This window comes from Bernardetia aquimarina, from assembly GCF_042180575.1.
Taxonomy (GTDB): domain Bacteria; phylum Bacteroidota; class Bacteroidia; order Cytophagales; family Bernardetiaceae; genus Bernardetia.
Map to the genome: position 1 here is coordinate 5174672 of NZ_CP170094.1, position 18300 is coordinate 5192971.

Genomic DNA, 18300 nt, shown 5'->3' on the forward strand with positions numbered 1-18300 from the left:
TGACAAAAAATACCCTTCTGAAATATATAACTATTTCCTTACAACTTACTCAAAATGTGCTTTTTATGAAAAATAATTCTTTATTTGCTATTTTATTCTTTACAATTTTTGCCAGTATTGTTCTTTTTTCTTGTGGAGGAGATGACGACCCTAATCCAACGCCAGACCCAGTAGATAATCCTTGTAGTAGTCCTCCGACACTTTCTTTGACTGCCGAAAATACAGGTTGTGCAGCCAACACAGGAAAAATAACTGCCACAGGTGCAGGAGGAACAGGTGCTTTAACATATCAATTAGGTAATGGCGATTTTCAAAGTAGTGCTGTTTTTGAAAACTTAGCTGCTGGAGAATATACAATTACGGTAAAAGACACAGAAAATTGTACTACTAATGCAAAAGCAACTGTCGAAAATGCAGATGCACCTACTATTTCTTTAGCTTCTCAAAATGCAGGTTGTGATTCTGATGCAGGTTCGATAACGGTTACTGCAACAGGTGGAAGTGGAAATTTTGAGTACAGTCTTGATGGTGGAACTTTTCAAAGTGGAGCTACCTTTTCAAATCTAGCAGCAGGAACTTATACTGTTTCTGTAAAAGATTCAGAAAATTGTGAAGCAACAGCATCAGCTACGCTAACAACAGGAGTAAATTATACAGATAATATTGCTTCTATTATCAATACAAACTGTGCCATTTCAGGTTGTCATGCTGGAGGACAATCACCAAGTTTATCTAATTTCAATGGTGTTTCTGGCAATGCTTCACGAGTTTTGAGTCGTGCTGCTGCTCGTTCGATGCCTCCTTCTTCTTCTGGACTTTCTCTTACAGATGCAGAAATAAAATTGATTGAATGTTGGGTAGAAGATGGTGCGCCACAGAATTAATTGATTTAGGTTATAGATTTCTGATAATATTGTTGTTGGTGTTTTAGTGAAGCGACACCAACAACTTCAGACAATAAAATAATAGAAGAATTTCATTTTTTAAGTAATTGTTTTTTATAGACAAAACCTTGAAAATAAGTAACTTAAATTAGAAATCAAAATTACAAAGTCATTTTTGATGAAATTTCTTTAAAAATTTTTATTGAACCTATTGCATGTCTGAGAAAGATTCGTACCTTTGCATCGTAGTCAGCGTGACTAGCTCCTGCTGAACTCCCCCAGGGTCGGAAGGCAGCAAGGGTAGGTGGTTGAGCGGTGTATTGCTGACTACATTTTTAAGACATTGAAAAGGCATTTTTAACTCAGTTTTTAATTTAATATTAAGCTGATTTAGAAATGCCTTTTTTTATTGAATTTATTTTGAAGTAATTGTTTTTTTATTTCAATAAAATAATACTTGTAACTCAATGATTTTTAAGTAGTTATTGCAAAAGGTAAAAAATAATAGAAAAAATAATTGCTTTTTGCTTGCATCTCTAAAAAAAAATAGTACCTTTGCATCGTGGTCGGCGTGACTAGCTCCTGTTGAACTCCCCCAGGGTCGGAAGGCAGCAAGGGTAGATGGTTGAGCGGTGTATTGTCGGCTACATTTTTAAGACATTATTGAATTGATATACATAAAGATTATACAATTCTATCCTATTTAGTTTTCATTAAATTGAATACGAAAAGCATTTCTAATTGATTTTGGAAATGCTTTTTTTGTTATTTAATTTTTGATTAAAATATAATCCGTAATGAATACATTATTTTGTGCATTTTTAAAGGTAATTTTCTTTGTTTCTATTTGGCTAGGTATTTTTTCTTGTTCAAATGCCCAAAAATTAGATAAAAAAACAGAAGAATATATTAGCAAAACAGTTGAGTTTTATAACAATGACAACTATGATAGTGCAATTTATTATAGTGATAAAATTCTTGAAAAGTGGCCTAATAATGCAAATGTATGGCTTACAAAAGCCAAATGTTTGTATTTTTTAAATCAAGAAAAGGAAGCTCTTATAGCTTTAAATAAAGCGATAGAAATAAATCCAAGTAATTTGGAAAGTTATCAATATAGAGCAACAATTTATAATTTTAGTGGCGAACATGAAAGAGCGATTGTAGATTATGATTTTTATTTAAAAAAACATCCAACTGATGAGCGTTCTTTAGCTGGCAAAGCTAAATCACATCGAAGACTGAAACAATATGAAGAATCTATAGAAGCTTATGATGCACTTTTGCAATTTGATTTGGAGTCTTATGTTAGAGTGCTTTATTTGACTGGAAGAGCAAGTGTTTATATGGATTTGAAAGATTACGATAGAGCAGAAGAAGATGTGCAAACAGCTCTAGAAATTAATGTAAAACCTGACTTACCTTTATCTGTTAGAACAGAAATATTATTGAAAAAGGAAGATTATCAAAACGCTTTAATAGTCGCTAAAGAGGTTTTAGAATTGACAAAAAAATATGAAGATAAAGAATTAAGAAAGGAATTAACAATATACTCACAAGGGTATATAGGCTATCTAAAACACAAAACAGGAAATACAGAAGAAGGATTAAAAGAAGTAATGGCTTCTTTAGAGGCTATGCCTACTAATAGCTATGTTTATAAATATTTAGCTTTGATTTCCTTTGATTTAGGCAAAAAAGAAGAGGGTTGCCAACATATAGAAAAAGCCTTAGAGTTAGGTTTTACAAAAATGTTTGGAAGTGAAATGGAAGAATTGAAACAAGAAAAATGTGGAAACTAAAAGACATGTTTTTAATCTATCCTATTATAAAAAGCATTTCTAATTGATTTTGGAAATGCTTTTTTGTATTAATTTTATTTGTTGTAAGAATCATTATCAGCACAGCCCATAGGTAAATTTATGGAGCAATTAACAAACTAATATAGAATGCAAAAAAAAATCCATAGAATTAGAGTCGATAAACTCAATCCTATGGAAAATAAGGTTGTTTTGTTTGTTGATAATTCTCTGATTATCAGTTTTATAAATAACTGTAATAACGTTTATAAAACATCATTGTATAATTAATCCAGTCGATTATTTTCATTTGGAAATATAATAGTTGGTTTGTGTGCTTTTGCTTCGTCGTGTGTCATTAGAGCATACGAAATGATAATTACTACATCACCTACTTGTGCTCTACGAGCTGCTGCACCATTCAAACAGATTGTTCCTGTTCCACGTTCGCCACGAATGACATACGTTTCGATGCGTTCTCCATTATTATTATTTACAATCTGAACTCGTTCGCCTTCGTATAAGTTGGCAGCCTCCATCAATTCTTCATCTATGGTAATGCTTCCTACATAATTTAGTTCGGCTTGAGTAATTTTGACGCAATGTATCTTTGATTTGAATATTTGTAATAACATAGTTGTTTTTTGATTAAAATAACAAAAAAAGATTTCTTTTTTTGAGATAATTTTAATAATTTCTACTTAATTATACGAATTTATTAATGATTAAGTTGTATTTTAGTAACAATTTGGTAACATTAGAAGTGTTAATCTATTTTCTAATCGATGAGAATATTATCTATCAGTCGTATTTCTCCTAGTTTTGCAGCTACACAAATTGCAATTTTTGTTTCTGTATTTATTTTTTTGAATTTCAATTTAGCATCTAAAGATTTCAAGGTAGTCAAATCTACAATTTCTAAATATTCAATTTCAAATTCTTTGTATTTAACTAAATAGGAAATTCCTGCTTGCTGTGCTTTTTCGACAGTTTCTCCTTTTTTGAGGATTTTTTTTGCCAAAATAAGGCTTTCATATATTTTAGGTGCAATAATTCTTTGTTCTTCATCTAATCTTCTATTTCTTGAAGACATTGCCAGCCCATCTTCTTCTCTTTTGATAGGACAACAATGAAGCTCAATTGGAAATGATAAATCAGTTACCATTTGCTGAATAATAGCAAATTGTTGAAGATCTTTTTGTCCAAAAAATGCATGGTCAGGTTGTACTAAATTAAAAAATTTTGCTACCACAATTCCTACTCCACTAAAATGTCCTTGTCTATGAGTTCCTTCCATTACATTATCTAATGCCTCAAAAGCCATCTTTGTACGGACAGGGTTTTGATACATAGTATCAGAATTAGGCAAGAAAAGCAAATCACAGTCTGCTTTTTCTAGCATTTTTATATCTTTTTCTAAAGAAATAGGATAATTGGTAAAATCTCCTGTATTATTGAATTGCAAAGGGTTTACAAAAATACTACATACTACAAAATCAGATGTTTTTTTGGCTTCTTTGATAAGTGAAATATGTCCTTTGTGTAATGCACCCATGGTAGGCACAAAACCAATCGTTTTCTTAGGCTTTTTTTCTGAAACTCTACAACGCAAAGGCTCTAAATACAACCTAAGTTCATCTATTTTTTCAATGACTTTCATACTACTTGCAATAATTAAGAATCTATAAAAATGATAAACAAACATCAACTCATTTAGAGAAAAGTAAAGGAGGCGTATTTATTCGACTGCAAAGGTCGTAATTTTTTTTGATTCTCTATTCTTTATTTTGATAGAATACACTCATTTTAGTATCCTAATTTGTAATTTTTATTTATCAAGGTCGTATTCCTATCAAAAGCATATCATCCGTTTGCTGATTATTTCCTTGCCACTCTGTCATAAATGTATTCCAAAATTCAAACTGTTGTTCTGAAGATAGATTCTGTTTTTCTAATAAATAATTTCTGAATGTTCTTCTCATTAGTTTTTTATCTTTATTTCCTCCAAATTGGTCTTGTATTCCGTCAGAAGAAAGATAAAATTGAGTATCTTTTTGATGAAATGAAATGGTATGAAGTTTAAATTTATCTGTTTCATTATATTTTCCTCCTATGTAAAGGTTAGTTCCTTTTACGGTTTCTAATATATTATTTTTGATATAGTAAAGTGGGTTTTTTGCACCCGAAAAATAGACTTTTTCTTCTTTTTTATCTACCATAATCAAACAGGCATCTAATCCATCTTTATTCGAATTTTCATTTTGTTTCAATGAAAAATAAAGATTTTTACGTAGTGCATCCAAAATTTCATTTGGCATTACTTTCTTCTCTGCCAAAACAATTTCATTCAAAATTTGATAGCTTATCATTGACATAAAAGCCCCAGGCACTCCATGTCCTGTACAATCAAAAGCACCTATTAAATATTTTTCATTTTCTAAAGGCATATACCAATAAAAGTCTCCACTTACTACATCACGAGGACGAAAGAAGACAAAAAAGTCAGAAAAAATAGTTTTTATTTTTGAGAATTTAGGCAAAATAGCTTCTTGAATATTGTTTGCATAATAGATACTATCTGTTACTTTTTTGTGTTGAAACTTTAATTCACCAAGCGTTTCTTGTAGTTCAGAAGTTCTGTGCGTTACTTTTTCTTCTAATTCTAGATTTTTTTTGGCTGTTAGTTTTTGTAACTCAGTGATTTGATTTTTTTCTAATTCTAGTTTTTCATTTTCTTTTTGAGCAATTTGTTTTTTAATTAGATTAAAACGAGAACCAAGAGCAAAAGAAAATAAGAGTAACTGAATCACGACACCAAAACTAAGAATATAACCCACATAAATTGAACTTGAGAATATGCTAACAAGTACAGTAACCAAGACAATAGGCACTAAAAAAGAGTTTGCGAGTAAAAACCATTTTGCTCCTAGTGTTTTCTTTTTTGCCTTATAAATAGAAAAAATAAAAAGAGAAATATAAATACTCACAATACTAAAATTTCCTATGTGTTCATAAAAATAATCAGAATAGTAAAATGAATTATAGATGTAAAGACTAGATACTAAGACATGAAATAGTAGGAATGAGATGATAATTTTTGTCCATCTACTTTTGTAATTTTCTTTGAAGTAAGCCAAAGAAAAAAGAGAGTAAAAAAAGATAGCGAACGAAGTACAACTATTAGAAAAAAGAGCAACATGGTTATATTCTATAACTAATTCTCTAAAAAGATTGGAAAGCACCAAAAATTTTAACCCAATAAAAAAAACGGCAAAACTATATAGAAGATAACTATAACTTTTTGTACTTATAGAAAGGAACAGATTGTAGAAAAATATACAGTACTGGACATGTGTTAATTTAGGTTGTATTTTGAGTTTTAGATTTTTGCACTAATTGGGTTATTATTTTTAATATTTTGTCTATAGAAGTAGCATAAAATACTACTTTTCCATATCCGATTCTAAAAACAGACTCGTAAAAGGATTCATTGTCTTTTTTTACTCTTTGTTTTGTTTTTACTCCTTCTAAGATACAGAGTAAAAAAGATGCAATTACTAATGCCATTAGAACACGAATTTTTCTTGGGTTTACCATTCCTAACTCCTCTAAATGAAATCCATTTGTTTTCAAATGTCTAAATAAACACTCTATTTTCCATCTGAGATAATAGATAGCACTAATTTTCTCCTTTGTTAAACGATATTTGTTGGTTAATAAAATGACAAACTTTTCACTTTCTTTTGCTGCTTGAGCATTATAAGAAATCACTATTTTTAGTTTTTTTGCAAAGTCAGTTTCAAATTCTTGGCTTACTAGTTTGCCTGATTTAGCTTTTTTAAGTAAGCTGTGGTATTTTTTAACTTCTAATTGATAATCTCCCTTACAAAGACGAATAATGTAAGTATATCCTTGTTCTTCTAAATACCTAAACCAAACTCTACCTTTATACTCTCTATCAGCTAAAATTGTAAATCTTTTTAAAAAAGGATATAACAATAAAGCCGATGCTAATAAACTTTTACGATGAGCAACAGTAGAACTACCTTTTCGTTCTAAATTGATCCAAAAAATAGGAATAGCCATTTTTCTATAAATAACACTTAAGACCAAAACATGATAGGTATATTCCCCTAATTGCCAAACACTACCATCCATAGCTAGATAGAAAATTTCTTTTTTTATGTCTTTTCTATTCAAAAAAGAGCCTATACTAAAAACTAGAATCAGCTTCCATAGTGTTTTTTGAACATAGACATCCAAAAAATAACGAGTAAGCCGTTTATAATGAGAATCAATTTGAACAGTAGGAGAATTTAAAAAAATACCTACTTGATTTTTTAATTTGTTTAGATTAACAGTTTCTTTTATCAGAATACAGCTAATAAGCAACAAAGTAGCGTGAACATAATGGATAGGAATATCTGAAAATTCCTTTGTATATTTGTTCAGCAGGACGGAATAGAGTTTTTTGGTTTTCACACTTCTAAATTAACTCTTTCTGTCCTTTTTTTGTCAAAAATTTAACTCATGTCCAGTACTATAAGAAAAATAATCCAAAGACTATTCCCACAACAAGCATATAAAAGATAGTATCTTCTAAAAAACCTTTTTCATACGTATATTTTTGATTGAGAGTAATATCTGTTTTACCCTTATTTTGCATTCTACGATATGGAGTTATTTTTATATAGATACGCTCCACAGTATCCGAATTAAATTTTGGAATAAGAAAACGTCTATTAGAATATAGATAATCAGAAGAGTTATGAGTTACCCATTTACTATTATTTTTTGTATATAAAATACTGTTTTTAGTTTTGGTATTAATTAGCCAGTCTTTATTAGTTTGTGTTTTTAAATCAAAATAAACCCAAATGTATTTTGTGTTATCTGTAATTTGTAGAGAATCTAAAAAGTGTTTTTTTAGCACCTCATTACTCATTTCATTAATTTGGTCAATAGATAAATTACCTTCCTCATCATTATAATACGATAAATAAGAATTTAATAAAAAAATATTGGTAGTATCATCAATAGTTAGGTATTCTTTAGATGTTTTTTGAGCAGATAAAGAAGCCGAAAAAATAAACAACATAAAGACAACTTTGATAAAATAAGTTAGACTTTTTCTTGTAAGATTGTAATATATGTTAGAGGAGTACATAAAATTGAAGTCATATTTAATAGTCAAACTAATTTTAATGTAAGTAATATAAAATTATTTCCAGTGAAAAAAAAGAAAGAGTAGCTCTAAAATAAGATAAATCACAAACAACATCTTAAAACTATCATTTATCTTTAAATTTCCTTTAAAACTGTTAGAAAATAAGATTTTGATTCAATTATTCTATTTCAAAATTGTAAGTTTGTAGGGGCAATCAAATTAGGCTTTCTTAGTTTAACGTTATTAAATAAAAAAATAGAGTGAAAATAATAGACAAATATATTCTCAAAAATTTTCTAACAACATATATTTTTGTTGTCTTGGTTATCTTAGCTGTGATTTGTGCGATAGATTATAGCGAAAAAAGTGATGATTTTATCAAACATTCTTTAGGCTTTAAAGAGATTGTTATAGACTATTATTTCAATTTTATCATGCACCTTATTGGGCTTATTACACCGTTGATGGTATTTATTGCTACTGTTTTTGTTACTTCTCGTATGGCAGGACGTACCGAAATTATTGCTATGTTGAGTGGTGGGGTGAGTTATTTGAGGTTATTCGTTCCTTATATGATTGGTGCAACTATTATTGCAATTTTTTCATTCTATTTGACTGGTTGGGTTGTTCCTCGTGCTAATAAAAAAAGAGTAGCCTTCGAAACTGCGTATGTCAAAAAACCATTTTCGTTTGATGAACGAAACGTGCATTCAAAGATAGATTCTAATACCTATGTTTATCTTCAAAGCTACAATAATAGAACATTTAATGGACGAAAATTTACAATAGAACGAATAGAAGATAGAAAGTTAGTAGAGAAGTTTTCGGCTGAAAATATTAAATGGGATACTTTAAAACAGACGTGGCATGTTGATGATTACAAAATCCATCAGTTTTATGCAGAGCGAGAAATTATCCTAACTGGAAAAGATATGGATACACTTATGGGACTCTTGCCAAAAGATTTTGAGAGTAAATATAGATATAATGAAACTCTAACGCTGCCCGAAATAGACGAGTATGTAGCAGAGCAAAAAGCACGAGGAACAGCTTTAGAATTAGGAATTTATTATGTGGAAAAATATCAACGTTATGCATCTCCATTTGCTATCATTATTCTTACCATTATGGGAATAGTAGTTTCTTCGAAAAAAACACGACAGGGAACAAGTTTTAATATTGCACTTGGTTTTGTATTAGCCTTTGTATTTATTTTATTTGTAGTAGTAGCAAGAAGTTTAGGACAAAGTGGAACATTAGATCCTCGTGTAGGTGCTTGGATTCCAAATGTTATTTTTGGTGTGGTTGCTATTTATTTGTACTGGCGTGCGCCTAAATAAAGTCAGAAGTATGAGGTAAGGAATAATTGCGAATGTAATACCTTGAATGTCAATGATTTGTTGTTTTTAAATGAGTGTGTTATTTAATTTCAATTCTTAAGAAGTAAATCATACTACTAGACATTTTTTGGATAAATAGTCCGTCCTTACGAAGTCTAAAAATACTCAATTAAATTGCTTAAATGGGTGTTTTTTGTTAATTTCATGGATATTTTAATGTTCCACATTGCAAGGTTTTTCATTATATGACTTAAAAACCTTGTAGAAACTGTTTTTTTTATGGTAGGTTAGTCCATTCAATCTCAAACTAATCTTTTTTTACCTCATTTTTCGGACTTCATTAACATGAATCATGAGTTAGTTTTATTAGCCCATCAGATGGATTGGAGTTATTTTGAAGATGATTTTAGCCAGTATTATTCTCATACAGGTCAGCCTGCTATGTCCATTCGTTTGATACGAGGATTAGAAAGAACACTAGATGATAAAACCTTACTAAAATATGCAACAGATTTGCTTCTTTATGCTCAAGTATTAGAACAAAAACGTACTGATAAAAAAAAAATTATAGTCTTCACAAACCTTTTACGACTTGTATTGCTAAGGGAAAAGCAGGTATCCTTATGAATTTGGCAATAAAATAGGCTTATTAGTAAATCCTAACAGGGCATGTTCATAAAAAATATATATTCTTGTAAATATGTTTAATCAAGCAAATTATAGTATTTTTTTGACTTTGACAGTCCTTTCAGAAGGCTGTCAATAGTTGAAAAAATAAAGAGTTGTGGGTTAAACTATTGTCAGAGTTATTTTGGATTACCAAAAACTACTGACAAAGTTTTTATGAACATGCCCTGTAAATCCTAAGAACTTAATTGTAGTAGGTGTAGATTCTTATGAAGGCAATCCTAACGATAGTAAAACTATAGAACCTCTACTTAATCAACACGAGAAACTCTTTGAAAAACTGGTTGTGTAGTAAAATTGTGTTTGGCTTTAAATTCATTTTTTAATTGAATAATACCAATTTTAAAATGTATTTTTCCTAGCTCTTCTTTCATTAGCATCCATCATAACTTTATACATCACTTTTTCATGATAAATCAACTCTTTTGAGAAGCAAGTTGTTCTACGATTTGTCCTTCTATTTTGTGTTCTAATCATGGTATTATTTCCTTCTATTGCTTTAGTAAATTCTTTGCCTTCTTTATGCTTTTCCTTGGGAAAAACCTTAGCAAAACCTTTAAATTTATCTGTGCAAACGTAGTCTATTTCAATAGGTAAATTTTTTAACTCTCTTTCTAAATGAGCGACTGTCTCCCAATCTCTTTCACCTTTTACGCAAGCTAAAACCGCTCTTGTTTTTTACAATAAGCTATAAACCAACAAATTACATTGGCTTTACTTCCTACAAAAGTCCAACCGAGCTTGCGAGTTCAGCGTAGCTAAAATTCATCTACTTCAACTTCTTTATAATGAGAAGAAACAGGAGTAACATTGAACTGACTAGGAAAGTAACGAAGTATCCAACAAAGGACTGTTTTACTGTTTACTTGGAGAACTTCGCTCGTTTGACGAATACCTCCATTGTTACTTAGAAGCCGAAGCCCTAATGTAATTATAGCAGGATTTGAACCATTGTAAGTGTAAGAATTTTGAAAACTTTTTTTACAATGTTTACAACGAAAACGCTGTACTTTTAGCTTGCCAGAGAACCCATTTTTTATTACTTTTGAGGACTGGCAATAAGGGCAAATTTGTGATTTTTCATTCATTTTACAAATTTCGGCTCTTATTGCCTTTTTTCAAAATGTATCAAACACAATTTTACTACACTACCCGTATTTTGCAAGTGAGTAGCTATGTTTTTACTGGCACTAATATTAAAAAAAGTACCTATTTAGGCATATTTTTATTGCTAATTTATTAAATTTGTTAGTGTTGTTGTAGAACAGCGAAATACATACACAGCTACAAGCCGAATACATATTGCTCACTTGCTATGAAGCAAGTGAGAGCCATTTTTTACGAGCGACAACAGTGGTATTTTTTGTCTAAAAACTCAATCCCAAATTCCTTCACTCACAATTTCCAAAACGTGTCCGTCTGGGTCTTCAAAATAAAAGGAAAGCAAGTTGTTTTTCCATTCTTGTTCGTGTGTAATTTTGATTTCTAATTCTTTCATTTTGTCTTTCCAAGTTTGATAATCTTCTGTTTTTACTTCAAAAGCAAAGTGAATTTTTCCGTTTGCAAAATGAGGAGGCAAAGTTTCTTGGTTTTTGGCGTATTCATTCATAAAACACAAAAGAACATCAGAACCTACTCTAAAAAAAATAAAAGCATTTTCTTTTCTGCTAATAATAGGAAGTTCTAATTTTTTGTGATAAAATTCTTCTGTTTTGTCCAAATCAGTTATGTAAAGACAGGTTTCTTTAATTTTCTGAATCATAAACGTAGTTTTTTATAATTTGTGATGATATATTATTGATTTAGATAACTGTTTCTTGATAGATTCGTTTTGAACTATTTTGTTTTTTGAGCTTTAAATCAATGACATAAAATGAATTATTCAGTCTATCTTCTATTTTATTTTAAGATTACTTTCCGTAACTTAGCCGTTCTGTTTAAAATTTTGATGAGCGTATAAATCAAATTTAAGCACATGAAATTTCAGACTATTCAGTCATTTAAGGCTACTACCATTTAACTAACTATTCAATTAAAAACACATTTTCAATATGCCATATAACGAAGACGAAAACCTAAACGAACCAGTAAAAAAACGTAAACTTACTTCTGAATCTATCTCAAATGAGGGAAAAGCTGAAAAACCATATCAACCAGATTTGCACGATATGGAAGGAAACAGTAATGCAAACGATATATTAGAAGGAAAAACAGATGAAGAAAAACGTCTTGTTAGAGCTTTTCAAAAAAGAGATTGGAGCGAAATAAAATCAGCAAACTCATGGGTTATTTTTAAGGTAATGGCAGAATTTGTAGAAGGATTTGAAAAATTAGCACGAATAGGACCTTGTGTTTCTATCTTTGGTTCGGCTCGTACTTCTCCAGACCACAAATACTATAAACTTACTGAAGAAATTGCAGCCAAATTAGTGCGTCATGGCTACGGAGTAATTACAGGTGGAGGACCTGGAATTATGGAAGCTGGTAATAAAGGAGCAAGGTCAGAAAAAGGAAAATCGGTAGGCTTGAATATCGTTTTGCCATTCGAACAAGGTGCAAATGCCTACATTGATTTGGACAAACTCATCAATTTTGATTATTTCTTTGTTCGTAAAGTGATGTTTGTAAAATATTCTCAAGGTTTTATCGTAATGCCAGGAGGTTTGGGAACATTAGATGAGCTTTTTGAGGCTTATACACTTATCCAAACCAAAAAAATTGCTCGTTTTCCTATCGTTTTGGTAGGTAAAGAATTTTGGGGTGGAATGATGGATTGGATAAAAACAACTGTTTTAGAGAAAGAAAAAAATGTAAGTGCTGAAGATTTAGATTTGATTAGCTTGGTAGATACGGCTGATGATGCTGTCAAAGTAATTGATGATTTTTATTCTCAATATTTACTTTCTCCAAATTTCTAAGAAACAATTACGAATTAAAAATTACGACCTGCCAAAGCAGCGCAAGCTAATTACGAATGTTGATTATCAACTGCTTATTTTCTATGTGTAAGTGATTTATTTAATTCCTATTCCATAAACGTAATTTTTAATTCGTAATCCGTAATTATATTTCTATGATACTTTTTGTAGCAGCTATTTTATTTGGAATTGGAATTTTGATTGTCTTAACAAGAAAAAATGCGATGCTTGTTTTGATGGGAATTGAACTCATGCTAACGGCTTCGATGCTCAATTTTATTGCTTTTTCGATAGGAATGGATGCTCATTTGTTTGTTCTTTTGATTATTGTAGTCGCTGCTGCCGAAATTACGATTGCTCTTGCTATGATTCTGAAAATCTATAGGTATTTTGGACAAATTGAACTAGATAAAATTGTAGAGAAAGAGTAATTATTTTTTTAGAGGTCGCTCGTGGGGACACGAGCAACGGCAAAAATTAATCTTACCATTGCTTGTGTCCCCACGAGTGATTTATAGTAATAAAAATGCTTCATCAATTTATAGAAAAAATAAAGGAGAGTTTGGAAAATGATAGTTTTATTAAAATTACGCTATCTAACTTTATATCGAATCAAGAAAATATTCCTGTCATTATTGGTAATCCTACCAAAGACATAAAAATTAATTCTACCCTCCAAAAAATATTGATTCGCAAAACGATTATCAAGCGAGAAGAAAAACTGACTTTTGTTTATCGTCATAAAACGAATGACATTACTAAAAATTATTCTATTGAAGAAGGAGTGAAAGAAATTATAACATTTCTCACAAAAGAAAATTCTGACAAAAATTTAGAAAATGATAAAGGTTTTTTTAATCAAGCTATTTTATTTACAACAAACTTTGATTTACATATCAAAAATATAAGTAAAACTCCGACAATTCATTCTCAAAAACCAACTCAAAAACAAACCCTTTCTACATCGCACGACAAACAAAAAAAACGAGCTATCCAAACAAAAGACCAAAAAGGAAATTTGAAAAATTACCTCCAAGCTCTCAAAATAACAGATGATACAGGAAAGGTTTATAAAAACGCTCAAGACAAATACAAACAAATCAATCAATACATAGAAATTTTGAGTGTTTTGTTGAAACAATTACCTTCTCAAAAACCATTGCAGATTACAGATATGGGAGCAGGAAAAGGCTATCTGACTTTTGCTTTATATGATTATTTAAAAAATAATTTGAAACTCAAAGTAAATAGTGTTGGTGTAGAATTTAGAAAAGATTTGGTCGAACTTTGTAATCAAATAGCAGAAGAATCTAGTTTTGAAAATCTTAATTTTGTAGAAGGAACAATAGAAGATTATCAAATAAAATCAGACTCAAAAACAGAACAAGAAACAAAAAAAGAAGACAGAACACATGTTTTGATTGCTTTACATGCCTGTGATACTGCAACCGATGATGCAATTTTCAAAGGAGTTGAAGCTGATGCCGAATTGATAGTTGTTGCGCCTTGTTGTCATAAACAGATTCGGAGAGAAATCGAAAAGAAGGAAATCGAAAAAAAGGACGTAGAAAAAAAAGAAAATCAAAAAACTCAAAATATTCTTTCCCCTCTTACTTCGTATGGCATTTTTTTAGAGCGACAAGCCGAAATGCTAACCGATACGATGCGCTGTTTGCTTCTCAATTATTGTGGTTATCAAACCAAAGCTGTAGAATTTATTTCAGATGCACATACACCAAAAAATGTACTGCTCATTGCTACCAAAAAAGAAAGTTTTTTAGAAGAAAGTAGAAAAACAGAAAGATTAGAGGAATTTGAAAAGCTCAAATCTTTTTTTGGAATAGAAACACATTATTTAGAAAAATTAATCTTGAAATAAAATACATTTTATACCTAATTTTGTATTTTAATCGTAATTTTTAATCCGTAATTAGCTATGCTGATTATTTCATAATTCGTAATTAATTAGATGATTCCTATAAAAAATACCCTCGTTAGTGATAATGTAGCTTTTACTCAATTTGTATGTAATCTAAGCAAATGCAAAGGCGCATGTTGTGTAGAAGGCGAAATGGGCGCACCTTTAGAAGACGACGAACGACATATTTTAGAAGATATTTATGAAGATGTAAAGCCATTTTTGACAGAAGAAGGTATTGCAGCCATAGAAAAAAATGGAAAATATGTTTTAGATGAAGATAATGAATTTTCTACTACACTTATCGAAAGAAATACAGCCTGTGCTTATGTTACTTATGATGAAAAAGGAATTACAAAATGTGGAATAGAAAAAGCGTTTGAAGCTGGAAAAATTGATTATCAAAAGCCTATTTCTTGTCATTTATACCCAATCCGTATTACAAAATATGCTAGTTTTGATGCTATAAATTATGATGAGTGGGAAATTTGTAGTCCTGCATGTAGCTTAGGAAAAGAACTAAAAGTACCTGTTTATAAATTCTTAAAAACTCCTTTAATCAGAAAATATGGAACTGAATGGTATAATGAATTAGCAACTTTTATTGAGAAAGAGCTTTTGTAAGAATTACGAATTTTATTTTTAAACAATTAATTCGAAAAGAAATTATCCAATAATTCCCAATTAATCGTAATGTTTCAATAACCTCTGTATCTGCTGAGGAACAGATAGGTTCTTTAAAAAGTGATGGTACTTTTTAAATTAATTACTGACAAATTTTATTTTTATGAAAGCAAACGTTTCTAAATACAAAACTAATAAATGGATATTAGCTTATTCTTTTGGGGTTACATTATTTTTAATATATTTCATAGTTCAAAGTTATCTATTCTCTTTTAAGCTAAATCATTCTGAGGATATATATTTTTTGTTATCCGAAGATGTTAATATTTTGGGGCAAATTCTTAATGAGAAAAAAATAAATCTTTCTGATGTTGAAGGATTTAATAGTATGGTAGATATAGAGGGAAAATCTATTAATTTTCAAATATTATATATAAATATTGACAGTAGTGGAAAAGTTATAGATATAAAACTTAGATAACCTTCGTTAGTTGTAGCGTTCAAAAAAACTAAAAAGTCAGAGGTGAAAAATAAGAATTGCAATAAAATGTAATTTAAGTTGTGTTTATTTTTATTTACTTTAATAATAAATTATTGTATTAGCTTCGTTACTTTGTCATGTTTCATTTACTTCTAACTTCTTAACTCGTACTTCTAACTTTATTCATGCGCCAATTCCAAAAGCGTTTCATAATAATCTCGCTTTTCCATTTTAGACTTTAGCCACGCATAGAAAGCCATTTCTTGGAGGTCTTCTTGTCCTGTCGTGTCTGCAAAAGTGAGAAGTTTTTCTACTTTTTCTAAAAAAATAGGTTGTGTAACTCGCTGTGGATAACGCATATATTCTTCCAAAAGACTCAAAAAGGGTTTGCTATTTTGATTATTTGATTGTATTAAAAGAGAAGCGTATTTTTGCTTTATTTTTGAAATTATTTTTCTTGCAATATCATCATTTTTGAGTTCGAACTGCAAAACAGATTCAATCAGCCACTTTCTGACTACCCATTCTTTACCCATTTTTTTCTCTACCCACGCATCCGAATGCCCAAAATCTAATAAAACTTTGTGGGCTTTTTTGAAATCACTTTTCTGAAAATGATAAAAAACTAAGTTTAGATGTGTGTTGAGAATATCATTCGTCGAAAGAATAGCTTTATTTTTTTTGAGTAAATTTTCTAATAATTGAATTGCTTTATCTCGCTCTTCTGTAAAGGCAAGATTGGCAGCCGTAAGCAGCGTAAATTTTGAATAAAAAGAAGTTTTGTAGCTTTTTGAACTTTTGCTAGAAGATTCTAAAATTTTTTTAAACTCATCAAGATATTTCAATGATTCTTTGAATTTTTTATTTCTATATAAAACGTGAGCCAACATATAAAGAAGCGACAATCTATAATATTGATTTTTTTCAGAAATCATTGTATCACTTATCAATTCATCATAATTTGCACGTAAGAAAAATTCAAAATTGTAATAATCCTTTTTTGCAACTACGGCATTTCTAGCAATCGATAAAAGATTAAAACGAATACGAGGACGCTCACTAACAGCTTGAGTTAAGTTCCATTCTTCCAAAATTTGTGTCGTCATTTTATCAAAATCTAATACTTTTCCTTCTCGCTTGGCTTCTGCAAGTTTGTTTTTCAAAATACAGTTGGCAATGTGCGCTCGTTCTTCCTCTTCTGCAAAAATTTTATTTTGATTTCGTAATTCTAAAAGATTTTCAAATGGAGGTGCAAATTCATTGTCTGTGTTGGCTAAAGCTAGATTATAAATAGAATTAAGGAGATGATACTGTTCGTTTTCTTGTGCTTGATTTTCTGCTTTTTTGAGGTATTTCCAAGCAATATTTTCCAAATTTACCTCAAAAAGATAGTGAGAAAGTGAAATTATTCCCATAATATCTGTTCCTTCAATAGTCTGGTCGGTACTTCTTGAAAGTGTAATAAAATCAATAAAATGTTGCATCAATCTTCTACGCAGCGCATGATAAGCAACTTTATTTTTTGTTTTGGGATAGAGTTTGAGTAATAATTCTTTTCCATTATAGATTGTTTCCTCTTGTAAAAGCTCTAAAAGTTGTAAGTCTTTTCTGTTTTTACGGATTTTCTGACGCTGCACAAAAGCATGAAGAGCTTTTTTTTCTTCTTCCGAAAAAGTATCTAAAATAGAACGAAGATTATCCATGGAATAAAGTAAGAAGTATGATTTATGAAGTTAGAAGTGATGAAATGAAAATTCTGTTTTACAGTTATTGTAGGGAAAAGGCACGCCTTTTCCTAACACAGTTTTTCAGGATAAAAAAGAAAAATAAATTCCTAAACATGTAAAAAATGAAATAAGCGAAGCAATACCCCATTTTTTCCAATCTTTAGAATTGCTGTATAAACGTATTATTACAGCTATAATCAAATTTATAAAAATAATGGAAACCATTCCTATTCCTACTATAATTAATTGCTTAATTCCCTGTATTGAATTTGAGAACAGTAAATATAGAATCAATAATAAAGTTGAATTTGTCAGTATTATAATTATCCATGTTTTATTTCTTTTGAGCTTTATTTGGTCTTCTCGGTCTAGTATTTTTTCCATAAAAAAGTAGTGTTGTGTACCCCTAATGTATGTTGTGAGAAGAAGTTACTATCATAAAATTAATCATCTTTATCAATCCATAAATAAAAGCGATTCCTAGATAGAAGATAGAAATAAAAATCAATTTTTTCCAATACTCTCTTTTATTCAAAATGAGAGTGATGCAAAATGGGATAAAATTTAGAATACATAAAAAGAGTAAAATTCCGATAAAAATAAATTTTGATTCATAGAATTTGAAAGCTAATAGTGAAAATATAAAAGCAATAATGTTTGTCTTGATGATATAATTCCAACTTGTGGATAGTGTATTATCTATATTTTCAATTTGTTCTTCTCGGTCTAATATTTTTTCCATTTTATATGCTCAA

Annotated in this window: 19 protein-coding genes, 2 other RNA genes and 1 pseudogene; 11 read left to right on the plus strand and 11 right to left on the minus strand. The window is 29.8% G+C overall.

Annotated features, from left to right (window positions below; translation table 11 throughout):
* Positions 1-65 precede the first annotated feature (65 nt).
* The 4 genes from ACE193_RS22370 (at position 66) to ACE193_RS22385 (ending at position 2686) form a co-directional block, all read left to right on the plus strand.
* Positions 66-884 (plus strand): hypothetical protein, encoded by an 819-nt coding sequence (locus ACE193_RS22370; RefSeq protein ID WP_375560411.1) that lies wholly within the window; start codon positions 66-68, stop codon positions 882-884.
* A 242-nt stretch (positions 885-1126) separates the two neighbouring features.
* Positions 1127-1221: signal recognition particle sRNA small type (gene ffs / locus ACE193_RS22375), an RNA gene on the plus strand.
* A gap of 222 nt (positions 1222-1443) precedes the next feature.
* An RNA gene (gene ffs, locus ACE193_RS22380) (signal recognition particle sRNA small type) lies at positions 1444-1538 on the plus strand.
* A 143-nt stretch (positions 1539-1681) separates the two neighbouring features.
* Positions 1682-2686, plus strand: a complete 1005-nt coding sequence (locus ACE193_RS22385) for a tetratricopeptide repeat protein (RefSeq protein ID WP_375560412.1) — start codon at positions 1682-1684, stop codon at positions 2684-2686.
* Between the two features lie 284 nt (positions 2687-2970).
* Here the strand turns inward: ACE193_RS22385 and panD are convergent, their stop codons facing one another.
* From panD to ACE193_RS22410, 5 genes are all read right to left on the minus strand, one after another.
* Entirely contained in the window at positions 2971-3318 is a 348-nt protein-coding gene (gene panD / locus ACE193_RS22390; RefSeq protein ID WP_375560413.1) for an aspartate 1-decarboxylase, read from the minus strand.
* A gap of 143 nt (positions 3319-3461) precedes the next feature.
* Positions 3462-4343: a pantoate--beta-alanine ligase gene (panC, locus tag ACE193_RS22395; RefSeq protein WP_375560414.1), complete on the minus strand. Its 882-nt coding sequence runs from the start codon at positions 4341-4343 to the stop codon at positions 3462-3464.
* A gap of 175 nt (positions 4344-4518) precedes the next feature.
* Entirely contained in the window at positions 4519-6054 is a 1536-nt protein-coding gene (locus ACE193_RS22400) for a 7TM diverse intracellular signaling domain-containing protein (RefSeq protein ID WP_375563376.1), read from the minus strand.
* Positions 6044-7165 carry a transposase gene (locus ACE193_RS22405; protein WP_375559008.1) on the minus strand — a complete coding sequence of 374 codons (1122 nt, stop codon included), beginning with the start codon at positions 7163-7165 and terminating at the stop codon, positions 6044-6046. The genes ACE193_RS22400 and ACE193_RS22405 overlap by 11 nt, the downstream gene beginning before the upstream one ends.
* Positions 7166-7223: 58 nt before the next feature.
* On the minus strand, positions 7224-7781 hold the full coding sequence (locus tag ACE193_RS22410; RefSeq protein WP_375560415.1) for a 7TM-DISM domain-containing protein: 558 nt from the start codon (positions 7779-7781) through the stop codon (positions 7224-7226).
* A 329-nt stretch (positions 7782-8110) separates the two neighbouring features.
* On the opposite strand from ACE193_RS22410, the gene ACE193_RS22415 reads away from it, so the two are divergent.
* Positions 8111-9190: an LptF/LptG family permease gene (locus ACE193_RS22415; RefSeq protein WP_375560416.1), complete on the plus strand. Its 1080-nt coding sequence runs from the start codon at positions 8111-8113 to the stop codon at positions 9188-9190.
* A gap of 345 nt (positions 9191-9535) precedes the next feature.
* Positions 9536-9817 (plus strand): hypothetical protein, encoded by a 282-nt coding sequence (locus tag ACE193_RS22420; protein WP_375560417.1) that lies wholly within the window; start codon positions 9536-9538, stop codon positions 9815-9817.
* Positions 9818-10219: 402 nt separating this feature from the next.
* Here ACE193_RS22420 and ACE193_RS22425 read toward each other — a convergent pair.
* From ACE193_RS22425 to ACE193_RS22435, 3 genes and pseudogenes are all read right to left on the minus strand, one after another.
* A pseudogene (locus ACE193_RS22425) lies at positions 10220-10543 on the minus strand (IS1 family transposase); the annotation flags it as partial.
* A gap of 92 nt (positions 10544-10635) precedes the next feature.
* Complete coding sequence (locus ACE193_RS22430) at positions 10636-10965, minus strand: IS1 family transposase (protein ID WP_375560418.1); 330 nt, start codon at positions 10963-10965, stop codon at positions 10636-10638.
* A gap of 287 nt (positions 10966-11252) precedes the next feature.
* Positions 11253-11639: a VOC family protein gene (locus tag ACE193_RS22435; protein ID WP_375560419.1), complete on the minus strand. Its 387-nt coding sequence runs from the start codon at positions 11637-11639 to the stop codon at positions 11253-11255.
* Positions 11640-11928: 289 nt separating this feature from the next.
* On the opposite strand from ACE193_RS22435, the gene ACE193_RS22440 reads away from it, so the two are divergent.
* From ACE193_RS22440 to ACE193_RS22460, 5 genes are all read left to right on the plus strand, one after another.
* Positions 11929-12795, plus strand: a complete 867-nt coding sequence (locus tag ACE193_RS22440; RefSeq protein ID WP_375560420.1) for a TIGR00730 family Rossman fold protein — start codon at positions 11929-11931, stop codon at positions 12793-12795.
* Positions 12796-12950: 155 nt separating this feature from the next.
* Complete coding sequence (gene nuoK, locus ACE193_RS22445) at positions 12951-13226, plus strand: NADH-quinone oxidoreductase subunit NuoK (protein WP_375560421.1); 276 nt, start codon at positions 12951-12953, stop codon at positions 13224-13226.
* A 95-nt stretch (positions 13227-13321) separates the two neighbouring features.
* A complete protein-coding gene (locus tag ACE193_RS22450; RefSeq protein ID WP_375560422.1) occupies positions 13322-14674 on the plus strand; it encodes an SAM-dependent methyltransferase in 1353 nt (450 codons plus the stop codon).
* A 90-nt stretch (positions 14675-14764) separates the two neighbouring features.
* Positions 14765-15337, plus strand: coding sequence for a DUF3109 family protein (locus ACE193_RS22455; protein WP_375560423.1), 573 nt, complete (start codon positions 14765-14767; stop codon positions 15335-15337).
* A gap of 163 nt (positions 15338-15500) precedes the next feature.
* The gene (locus tag ACE193_RS22460; RefSeq protein ID WP_375560424.1) at positions 15501-15818 is read left to right on the plus strand and encodes a hypothetical protein; all 318 of its coding nucleotides are present in this window, start codon (positions 15501-15503) and stop codon (positions 15816-15818) included.
* A 179-nt stretch (positions 15819-15997) separates the two neighbouring features.
* On the opposite strand, the gene ACE193_RS22465 is transcribed toward ACE193_RS22460, so the two are convergent.
* The 3 genes from ACE193_RS22465 to ACE193_RS22475 form a co-directional block, all read right to left on the minus strand.
* Positions 15998-17521 carry a hypothetical protein gene (locus ACE193_RS22465; RefSeq protein WP_375560425.1) on the minus strand — a complete coding sequence of 508 codons (1524 nt, stop codon included), beginning with the start codon at positions 17519-17521 and terminating at the stop codon, positions 15998-16000.
* Between the two features lie 105 nt (positions 17522-17626).
* Positions 17627-17929: a hypothetical protein gene (locus ACE193_RS22470; protein ID WP_375560426.1), complete on the minus strand. Its 303-nt coding sequence runs from the start codon at positions 17927-17929 to the stop codon at positions 17627-17629.
* A 22-nt stretch (positions 17930-17951) separates the two neighbouring features.
* A complete protein-coding gene (locus tag ACE193_RS22475; RefSeq protein ID WP_375560427.1) occupies positions 17952-18287 on the minus strand; it encodes a hypothetical protein in 336 nt (111 codons plus the stop codon).
* Positions 18288-18300 lie beyond the last annotated feature (13 nt).

What these genes read in the sequence shown, in the direction of transcription:
- ACE193_RS22370 (WP_375560411.1), top strand. Translation starts at nt 66, where the DNA reads ATGAAAAATAATTCTTTATTTGCTATTTTATTCTTTACAATTTTTGCC.
- ACE193_RS22385 (WP_375560412.1), top strand. Translation starts at nt 1,682, where the DNA reads ATGAATACATTATTTTGTGCATTTTTAAAGGTAATTTTCTTTGTTTCT.
- panD (WP_375560413.1), bottom strand. Translation starts at nt 3,318, where the DNA reads ATGTTATTACAAATATTCAAATCAAAGATACATTGCGTCAAAATTACT.
- panC (WP_375560414.1), bottom strand. Translation starts at nt 4,343, where the DNA reads ATGAAAGTCATTGAAAAAATAGATGAACTTAGGTTGTATTTAGAGCCT.
- ACE193_RS22410 (WP_375560415.1), bottom strand. Translation starts at nt 7,781, where the DNA reads ATGTTGTTTATTTTTTCGGCTTCTTTATCTGCTCAAAAAACATCTAAA.
- ACE193_RS22420 (WP_375560417.1), top strand. Translation starts at nt 9,536, where the DNA reads ATGAATCATGAGTTAGTTTTATTAGCCCATCAGATGGATTGGAGTTAT.
- ACE193_RS22430 (WP_375560418.1), bottom strand. Translation starts at nt 10,965, where the DNA reads ATGAATGAAAAATCACAAATTTGCCCTTATTGCCAGTCCTCAAAAGTA.
- ACE193_RS22435 (WP_375560419.1), bottom strand. Translation starts at nt 11,639, where the DNA reads ATGATTCAGAAAATTAAAGAAACCTGTCTTTACATAACTGATTTGGAC.
- ACE193_RS22440 (WP_375560420.1), top strand. Translation starts at nt 11,929, where the DNA reads ATGCCATATAACGAAGACGAAAACCTAAACGAACCAGTAAAAAAACGT.
- nuoK (WP_375560421.1), top strand. Translation starts at nt 12,951, where the DNA reads ATGATACTTTTTGTAGCAGCTATTTTATTTGGAATTGGAATTTTGATT.
- ACE193_RS22450 (WP_375560422.1), top strand. Translation starts at nt 13,322, where the DNA reads ATGCTTCATCAATTTATAGAAAAAATAAAGGAGAGTTTGGAAAATGAT.
- ACE193_RS22455 (WP_375560423.1), top strand. Translation starts at nt 14,765, where the DNA reads ATGATTCCTATAAAAAATACCCTCGTTAGTGATAATGTAGCTTTTACT.
- ACE193_RS22460 (WP_375560424.1), top strand. Translation starts at nt 15,501, where the DNA reads ATGAAAGCAAACGTTTCTAAATACAAAACTAATAAATGGATATTAGCT.
- ACE193_RS22465 (WP_375560425.1), bottom strand. Translation starts at nt 17,521, where the DNA reads ATGGATAATCTTCGTTCTATTTTAGATACTTTTTCGGAAGAAGAAAAA.
- ACE193_RS22470 (WP_375560426.1), bottom strand. Translation starts at nt 17,929, where the DNA reads ATGGAAAAAATACTAGACCGAGAAGACCAAATAAAGCTCAAAAGAAAT.
- ACE193_RS22475 (WP_375560427.1), bottom strand. Translation starts at nt 18,287, where the DNA reads ATGGAAAAAATATTAGACCGAGAAGAACAAATTGAAAATATAGATAAT.